General features: G+C 37.4%; 8 protein-coding genes. 5 read left to right on the top strand and 3 right to left on the bottom strand.

All coding sequences use genetic code 11. The features are described from left to right. Positions 1 to 54: 54 nt before the first annotated feature. Positions 55 to 2,070, bottom strand: a complete 2,016-nt coding sequence (ftsH, locus tag AC1DND_RS13000; protein WP_215165229.1) for an ATP-dependent zinc metalloprotease FtsH — start codon at positions 2,068 to 2,070, stop codon at positions 55 to 57. A 27-nt stretch (positions 2,071 to 2,097) separates the two neighbouring features. Further along, positions 2,098 to 2,472: a ribosome silencing factor gene (gene rsfS, locus AC1DND_RS13005; protein ID WP_057930976.1), complete on the bottom strand. Its 375-nt coding sequence runs from the start codon at positions 2,470 to 2,472 to the stop codon at positions 2,098 to 2,100. Positions 2,473 to 2,516: 44 nt separating this feature from the next. Between rsfS and AC1DND_RS13010 the strand changes: the two genes are divergently transcribed. The 4 genes from AC1DND_RS13010 to pfkA all read left to right on the top strand — a co-directional run bounded on the left by AC1DND_RS13010 (position 2,517) and on the right by pfkA (position 6,571). Continuing rightward, the gene (locus AC1DND_RS13010; RefSeq protein ID WP_477582156.1) at positions 2,517 to 3,293 is read left to right on the top strand and encodes a biotin--[acetyl-CoA-carboxylase] ligase; all 777 of its coding nucleotides are present in this window, start codon (positions 2,517 to 2,519) and stop codon (positions 3,291 to 3,293) included. A 7-nt stretch (positions 3,294 to 3,300) separates the two neighbouring features. After that, entirely contained in the window at positions 3,301 to 3,750 is a 450-nt protein-coding gene (locus AC1DND_RS13015; protein WP_477582158.1) for a protein-disulfide reductase DsbD domain-containing protein, read from the top strand. A 150-nt stretch (positions 3,751 to 3,900) separates the two neighbouring features. Further along, entirely contained in the window at positions 3,901 to 5,595 is a 1,695-nt protein-coding gene (locus AC1DND_RS13020) for a protein-disulfide reductase DsbD family protein (RefSeq protein WP_477582159.1), read from the top strand. Next, positions 5,588 to 6,571 (top strand): 6-phosphofructokinase, encoded by a 984-nt coding sequence (pfkA, locus tag AC1DND_RS13025; RefSeq protein ID WP_477582161.1) that lies wholly within the window; start codon positions 5,588 to 5,590, stop codon positions 6,569 to 6,571. The genes AC1DND_RS13020 and pfkA overlap by 8 nt, the downstream gene beginning before the upstream one ends. Positions 6,572 to 6,658: 87 nt before the next feature. Here pfkA and AC1DND_RS13030 read toward each other — a convergent pair whose 3' ends face one another. Continuing rightward, positions 6,659 to 6,982, bottom strand: coding sequence for a heavy metal-binding domain-containing protein (locus AC1DND_RS13030; RefSeq protein ID WP_029274899.1), 324 nt, complete (start codon positions 6,980 to 6,982; stop codon positions 6,659 to 6,661). A gap of 176 nt (positions 6,983 to 7,158) precedes the next feature. Here AC1DND_RS13030 and AC1DND_RS13035 point away from each other — a divergent pair. Beyond that, on the top strand, positions 7,159 to 7,999 hold an 841-nt coding region (locus AC1DND_RS13035; protein ID WP_477582163.1), incomplete at its 3' end, for a VIT domain-containing protein.

A 7,999-nucleotide genomic window follows, 5' to 3' on the forward strand; every position in this document is an offset into this window, starting at 1 on the left:
AAGCTACCCTAATAATTAAACTAGGGTAGCAAATGTAATAATAGAAATTATTATTTATGCTTCTACCGGAGTAATATGTCCGGGAGTTCCGCTTTCTCCTTGGTTTTCGAATAATCGTTTACCAAAAATCACTTCTAAATCGTCTTTAAATAAAACTTCTTTTTCAATCAGGATATCAGCCAATTGGATCAATTTATCTTTATTTTCTTCCAATAAACTAATTGCTCTTTGGTATTGGCCTTCAATTAATGCCGAAATTTCTTTGTCGATAGTTAAAGCGGTATCCTCTGAATATGGTTTAGAGAAATTATACTCGTTCTGACCAGATGAATCATAATAAGTAATGTTTCCTAATTTATCGTTCAAACCATAAATGGTAACCATTGCTCTGGCTTGTTTGTTCACTTTCTCTAAATCGCTAAGTGCACCGGTAGAAATGGTATCGAACATCACTTTTTCAGCTGCCCTACCACCCATAGTTGCACACATTTCATCAAGCATTTGGTGAGGGCGAACAATTAAGCGTTCTTCAGGCAAATACCAGGCTGCACCTAGGCTCTGTCCGCGTGGTACAATAGTAACCTTAACTAAAGGCGCCGCATGTTCTAACAACCAGCTTACTGTGGCGTGACCAGCCTCGTGTATCGCAATAGCGCGTTTTTCGGCTGGTGTAATGATTTTGTTTTTCTTTTCTAAACCACCTACAATTCTATCAACAGCATCTAAGAAATCTTGCTTATCAACTGCCGATTTATTTTTACGGGCAGCAATTAATGCCGCTTCGTTACAAACATTTGCAATGTCTGCTCCTGAGAACCCAGGCGTTTGTTTTGCTAAAAATTCGGTATCAAGCTCTTCTGATTTTTTAAGCGGAGTGATGTGAACTTCGAAAATTTGTTTACGCTCGATAACATCCGGTAAATCAACATAAATCTGTCTGTCGAATCTACCTGCTCTTAATAATGCCTTATCTAATACATCGGCACGGTTAGTGGCAGCTAAGATAATAACGTGTGTATTCGTGCCAAAACCATCCATTTCAACTAAAAGTTGATTTAAGGTGTTTTCGCGTTCATCATTTCCACCCATTACACCGTTTTTACCACGGGCACGGCCAATAGCATCAATCTCATCAATAAAGATGATACATGGCGATTTATCTTTTGCTTGTTTAAATAAGTCGCGAACACGAGATGCACCTACCCCTACAAACATCTCTACAAAATCTGATCCTGACAGAGAGAAGAAAGGAACCTGAGCCTCGCCTGCAACAGCTTTAGCCAACAAGGTTTTACCAGTACCCGGCGAACCTACAAGTAAAGCACCTTTAGGGATCTTTCCACCTAAATCGGTATATTTTTTAGGGTTTTTTAGGAAATCTACAATTTCCATTACCTCTGTTTTTGCTTCTTCTAAACCTGCAACATCGTTGAACGTAATGTTTACCTGGCTTTCTTTATCAAATAAAGTTGCTTTTGATTTTCCGATACTGAAAATCTGACCGCCACCGCCAGCACCACCGCCCATTCTGCGCATCATAAAGATCCAGAAACCGATTAAAAGCAACACAGGTAAAATGATACTTAAGAACCAGCTTGCTAACGGATTGCTGCGACTGGTTTTTTCCGCCAATACCCTTGGTTGGTTAGCAGGAAGATCTTTTTGCGAATCGGCAAGTTGTTTGTCAAGGCCATCCATCGTACCTGCATTGAAATATACAACAGGGCTAGCTGTGTTATTTACACTAAAAGTGTTATTACTTTTATATGCATCGTATAATGGTTTTTTTAGGCTATCTTTTTTGATGTAAACCTCTACACGGACTAAATCGTCTGATTTATAGGCAACAACTTTCTGAACATCACCTTTAAGTAACATCTGTTGTTCAAACTTTTGATAGGTAACCTCTTTACCGCCATCGGTAGTAAATAAAAACTGTGCGGCTATAATCGCAATGATAATGGCTGCATAAACCCAGAAAATATTAAATTTTGATCCTTTTTGTGGTTTTTTAGGAATATTTGGAATTCTTTTTCCTTGTTTTTCGTTGGTATTTTGATTGTCGTTCATTTGTCTTTGTCAAAATGGTTCTATAGGTTATGCGCTTTGATAATTTGTGCTTTCTGCATCCCCCCAAAGTTCTTCTATGCCATAAAAGTGGCGCTTTTCGGTTTTAAAAATGTGCACAACCACATCGAAATAATCAAGAATAATCCAATCTGCTGATTCAAAACCTTCTTTATGTCTTGGATCGGCCTGAGTGGCTTTGTATATTTCTTTTTCTACACTATCAGCAATAGCTTTTACCTGAGTACCAGAGTTGGCGCTCGCAATAATAAAGTAATCAGCCACTGAGGTATGAATATTTCTAAGATCTAACCGCACTATATCTTCTCCTTTTTTTTCCTGTATGCCGTGAACAGCTAACTCAGAAAGGTATGTAGAAAGGGCTACTATTTTCTTTTTTACCATTAAAATGCTTTAATTTTGGAATTACAATATTATAAATTCAACACTTGCAAAATAACACTTTTTCGACACTATTTGTTGGTCAAAATTTAATCAAATTAAAAGAAGTTGATTCTACTAATAACTTTTTAAAAGATTTGGTGTCAAAATCCGAGCCATTAGCCGAAGGGACTGTAATTATGGCAGATAATCAGTTTGCCGGAAGAGGACAGCAGGAAAGCGTTTGGGAAACACAGGCAGGAAAAAATATAAGCACAAGCATTTATTTGAAACCTTCTTTTTTGCCTCTTAATAAACAGTTTTATTTAAATATGGCCGTTAGTTTAGCCGTTAGTGATGCTTTATCTTGCTTTGTACCGGGAGGGATAAAAGTAAAATGGCCTAATGATATGTATTACCAAAATAAGAAATTAGGCGGAATATTAATCGAAAATACACTGACAGGCAATTCTATTAAATCATCAGTAATTGGCATTGGTTTAAATATTAATCAATCCGAATTTTCGGATAGTATTAGCCAACGTGCTACTTCCGTCATTCAAATTTTACAAAGAGATGTGTCTTTAATGGATATTATGGATAAATTATTCATATTTATGGAAAAATACTACTTAATTTTGAGGACTGGGAAATATAGTATTTTACAAAATGATTACCTTTCAAGGCTTTATAACTTTAATATTCCAGCGTTATATATGCAAAATGGAGCGTTTTTTGAAGGTACTATAACAGGAGTTGAAGATGATGGTAGGCTAACGGTTGATACAAAGAATGGCTTAAAAGTCTTTAATTTTAAAGAAATAGAATTTACACACACAAAATAAACACACAATGAAAAAAACCACCCTAGTGCTTTCGATGGTACTTTTTACCATCGCAGGTGCATTTGCCCAAATCGAAAAACCGGTTACCTGGGCTTATTCTGCAAAGAAAATAAGTAAAGATGAAGCCGTTATATATTTAAAGGCTACAATCGAAGACAGGTGGCATATCTATTCGCAAAATGTGAAAGACGGTGGTCCGGTAAAAACTACATTTACTTTTGCCCCTTCTAAAGATTTTAGCCTGGTTGGTAAAACAATCGAGCCCAAAGCAATTGTTAAATACGAAAGTACATTTAAAATGAATGTAAGTTATTTCGAAAAAGCAGTGATTTTCCAGCAAAAGGTGAAATTAAATAAGGGTACAACTGCTGTTAAAGGAAAAGTGGAGTTTATGGTTTGTAACGATAAACAATGTCTTCCGCCAGAAGAAGTTGAGTTCAGCGTTCCGGTTAAATAGTTGACATCAAAATATTTACAAGCAGTTCCGAATTTTCGGGACTGTTTCTTTTTAAAGTAAAATCTACGTGGAGTAGTGGTTTAAAAAAAATCGTTTCTAAAATTATTCTTAATTTCACGGTTTCAAAAAATACACACACAAAACACACAAATGAAAAAGGTTTTATTATTGTTATTAATGGCTACAATGTTTATTGCATTGCCAGCCCTTAAGAGTTATGCCCTGGTAACCCAGGATACCACAGCAACTGCTCCTCCCGATGATATTGTTTTTACTGAAGTAGGTTCTGCACAGGATAGTGCAGCCAATAGCAAGGTAAAAACGGAAAAAGATACCCTAAAAAAGGATACAGCCAAAGTAGAAAAAGCTGCGGTAGCTGGTAAGGATGCCCCGAAACAATCGCTTTGGGTAACCTTTGGTTTAGGCCTTTTGGCCGGTATTGCCGCTTTTTTTCTTCCATGTATTTTTCCCATGGTTCCACTTACTGTTGGTTTTTTTACCAAAAGAGCCGAAAGCAGAGCAAAAGGAATCAGAAGTGCCATAATTTACGGCTTATCGATCATTGTAATTTATGTTGGTTTAGGCGTAATTATTACCTTGATCTGGGGCGCCAGTGCATTAAATGAAATATCTACCGATGGATTTTTTAATATTTTCATCTTTCTTATACTCATTGTTTTCGGCATATCGTTTTTAGGTGCATTCGAAATTACCCTGCCAAGTTCCTTTGTAAATAAACTTGACGCAAAATCGGATGCTAAAGGTTTAAGCGGGATCTTTTTCATGGCAGCAACCTTAGCTGTTGTTTCCTTCTCTTGCACGGGTCCACTGATCGGAACCTCATTAGTTGCCATTAATACCGATTTGCTAACACCTGTTGTGGTAATGTTTGGTTTCTCATTATCGCTAGCGGTAATTTTTACCATGTTTGCCATTTTCCCTAGTTTAATGACGGGACTGCCAAAATCTGGCGGCTGGTTAAACTCCATTAAAGTTTTTCTTGGCTTTTTAGAACTGGGCTTATCTTTAAAATTCCTTTCAACAGCCGATTTGGCTTATCACTGGGGCATATTGGATAGAGAGATTTTCTTGGCCATTTGGATTGTACTTGCGTTAATCTTAGGTGTTTATTTATTGGGAAAAATCAAATTTTCTCACGATAGTGATCTTCCCTATGTTTCTGTGACTAGATTATTTATTGCAACAGCAACTTTCGTATTTGCATTATATTTAGTGCCAGGACTATTCGGCGCACCTTTAAAAGGGGTAAGCGCATTGGTGCCGCCTTTGTCAACCCAGGATTTTGTAATCGGACAAGATAGTGGTGGTGGCGCCAGTCAAGCCAATACTCCTAGCCACCCAAAGCGGAAATATTCAGAATTCCTGCACATTCCGCATAATATTGATGGATTTTTTGATTACCAGGAAGCGTTGGCTTATGCAAAGGAGGTAAAAAAACCGTTATTCCTTGATTTTACAGGCCACGGCTGTGTAAATTGCCGCGAAATGGAGGCAAGAGTTTGGTCTGACCCGAGAGTGCTTAAAAAATTGAAAGAAGACTATATTGTTGTGTCGCTTTACACGGATGATAAAACTGATTTACCAGTTGCTGAACAATTTGATTCTAAAATTTTAGGCACAAAAGTGAATACAGTCGGTAAAAAATTTAAACATTTGCAGGCCGAAAGATTTAATACCATTTCGCAACCATATTATGTACTTTTGGGTACTGATGAAAAAGAATTAGTTTCGCCTCCTATCGGAGTAGAATTTAATATAGATAAATATTTGCAATATCTGGACAATGGATTATCAGAATTTGCCAAGAAACAAACAAATGAATAAGATTAAGAATATTGGTGTTTTAACCTCTGGCGGAGATTCGCCAGGCATGAATGCCGCAATCAGGGCTGTAGTAAGGGCCTCAATTTATTATGATATTGAAGTAACCGGGTTTATCCGTGGGTACGAAGGGTTGATCAACAATGATTTTATCCCTATGGACCGCAAATCTGTAGCAAATATTATCCAGCGCGGAGGAACCATTTTAAAAACCGCACGCAGCGAAGCTTTTARAACCGTTGAGGGCAGAAAAACAGCTTACGAAAACCTAAAAGCCAATGGAATTGATGCCTTGGTTGTAATTGGTGGTGACGGAACATTTACAGGCGCAAATATTTTTTCAAAAGAGTTCGATTTCCCAATTGTTGGTTTGCCTGGCACTATTGATAACGATTTAGCCGGAACAGATTTTACCATTGGTTACGACTCTGCCATTAATACTGTTATCGATGCGGTGGATAGGATCAGAGATACAGCCGAATCGCACGACAGGCTTTTTATAGTGGAGGTAATGGGCCGCGACTCCGGGTTAATTGCTTTAAGAAGTGGAATTGGTGTTGGTGCCGAAGCCATTATGATTCCGGAAGCAAACATGAATGCAAACGACATTTTGCATAAACTGGAGCATAGCCGTAAAGATAAAGCCTCGAAAATTATTATCGTTGCTGAAGGTGATGATACCGGTGGCGCATTTAAGGTTGGCGAAATTCTGCAGGAAAAATACCCGCATTACGATACTAAAGTTTCAGTTTTAGGGCACATTCAGCGTGGTGGAAAACCGACCTGTATGGATCGTGTGCTGGCGAGCCGCTTAGGTGTTGCTGCTGTAGAGGGTTTAATTAATGGCGAAAGCGGTGTTATGGCTGGCCAGATTAACCGTGAAATTGTTTTTACTCCTTTTGATCATGCCATTAAACACATTAATGCAGAAAAAGTGAGCTCTAAATGGCTTAAATTAATCGATATACTTTCGTTTTAATCGAAAAACAGGATATAAAAAGAAAAGTCTTTCCCGCACCGGAAAGACTTTCTTGTTTTTGCTTAGTTTTCGCAATAAGCAAATTTCTTAATCTTCTAAAATTACAGCTGTACCATTGGCGCTCACCATTAACATGCTGCCACCGCTGCCTACCGTTTCATAATCTAAATCTACACCAACAATTGCGTTTGCGCCTAATGCGGCTGCATACTGTTGCATTTCGTTAACTGCTGTATCTTTTCCCTCTCGTAAAACGCGTTCATAAGAGCTCGATCTGCCCCCTACTATATCTGTTATGCCAGCAAATAAATCTTTAAAAATATTTGCGCCAATAATTGTTTCTCCAGTAACAAGACCTATATATTTTACGATTTTTCTGCCCTCAACTGAAGGCGTTGTGGTTACTAACATAGTTTCAGTTTTAATAATTAGAACAATTTTTTTTAGAAATGTTACATTTTTTTTGAAAAGCCCATTTTATATTTCTAAAAGAGTTTTTTTACTTCCAAAACCAAAAAAAGATGAAGCTTCGAAAATAAATTTATGTAATTACCAATGGTTTTGCATCACTATTTAAAATTACCATTATGAGACCATCTAAAACCTTACTCACCCTTCCCCTATTATTGGCCATATTTTTTGTTCAGGCGCAAATGCCTGTTTTAAAGGTGCAGCAAGCCGAAACCAGCGAGCAAAAAGATGCTGTTAAACTTAAAAAGTTAAATATTGATGTGCAGATTACCGGAAATATTGCTAAAACGGTAATGACGATGACCTTCCACAATAACAGTAACCGAATTTTAGAGGGCGAATTAACATTCCCTATGCCCGAAGGAGTAAGCATTAGCCGTTATGCTTTAGATATAAACGGAAAGATGCGTGAGGCTGTTCCGGTAGAAAAAGCGAAAGCAACGGAGGTTTTCGAAAGTATTGAACGCCGTAGGATAGATCCGGGCTTGTTGGAAAAAGTTGAAGGAAATAATTTCCGTACCAGGATTTATCCCCTACCTGCAAATGGCAATAGAACCATAACTGTAGGTTATGAAGAAGAGTTAAGTTTTAATAATAAGAATGTTTTAAAATATCATTTGCCATTAGATTATAACCAGGCCATTGAAAAATTTTCGTTAAAAACTACCGTTTTTGAAAGTATCATAAAACCAGAACTTGGTGAACAGCCAGACGGCAGCTTTGACTTAAAAGCCAATGGAAATACCTATGTTGGACAGATCGATAAAACCAACTATCAGCCTAAAAATGGTTTGACTATTAATCTTCCAAAGAGAAATGATCTGACAGAAGTGCAAATGCAAAAAGCATCAACAGGTTATTATTTTCTGGTTAATGTTTTTCCTAAAACTGAAAGCCGTCAAAAGCAGTGGGCTAACCAAATTGGTTTAATCTGGGATACATCTTTAAGTGGTCTGC

The sequence above is a fragment of the Pedobacter sp. 01N416 genome (genome assembly GCF_056399685.1).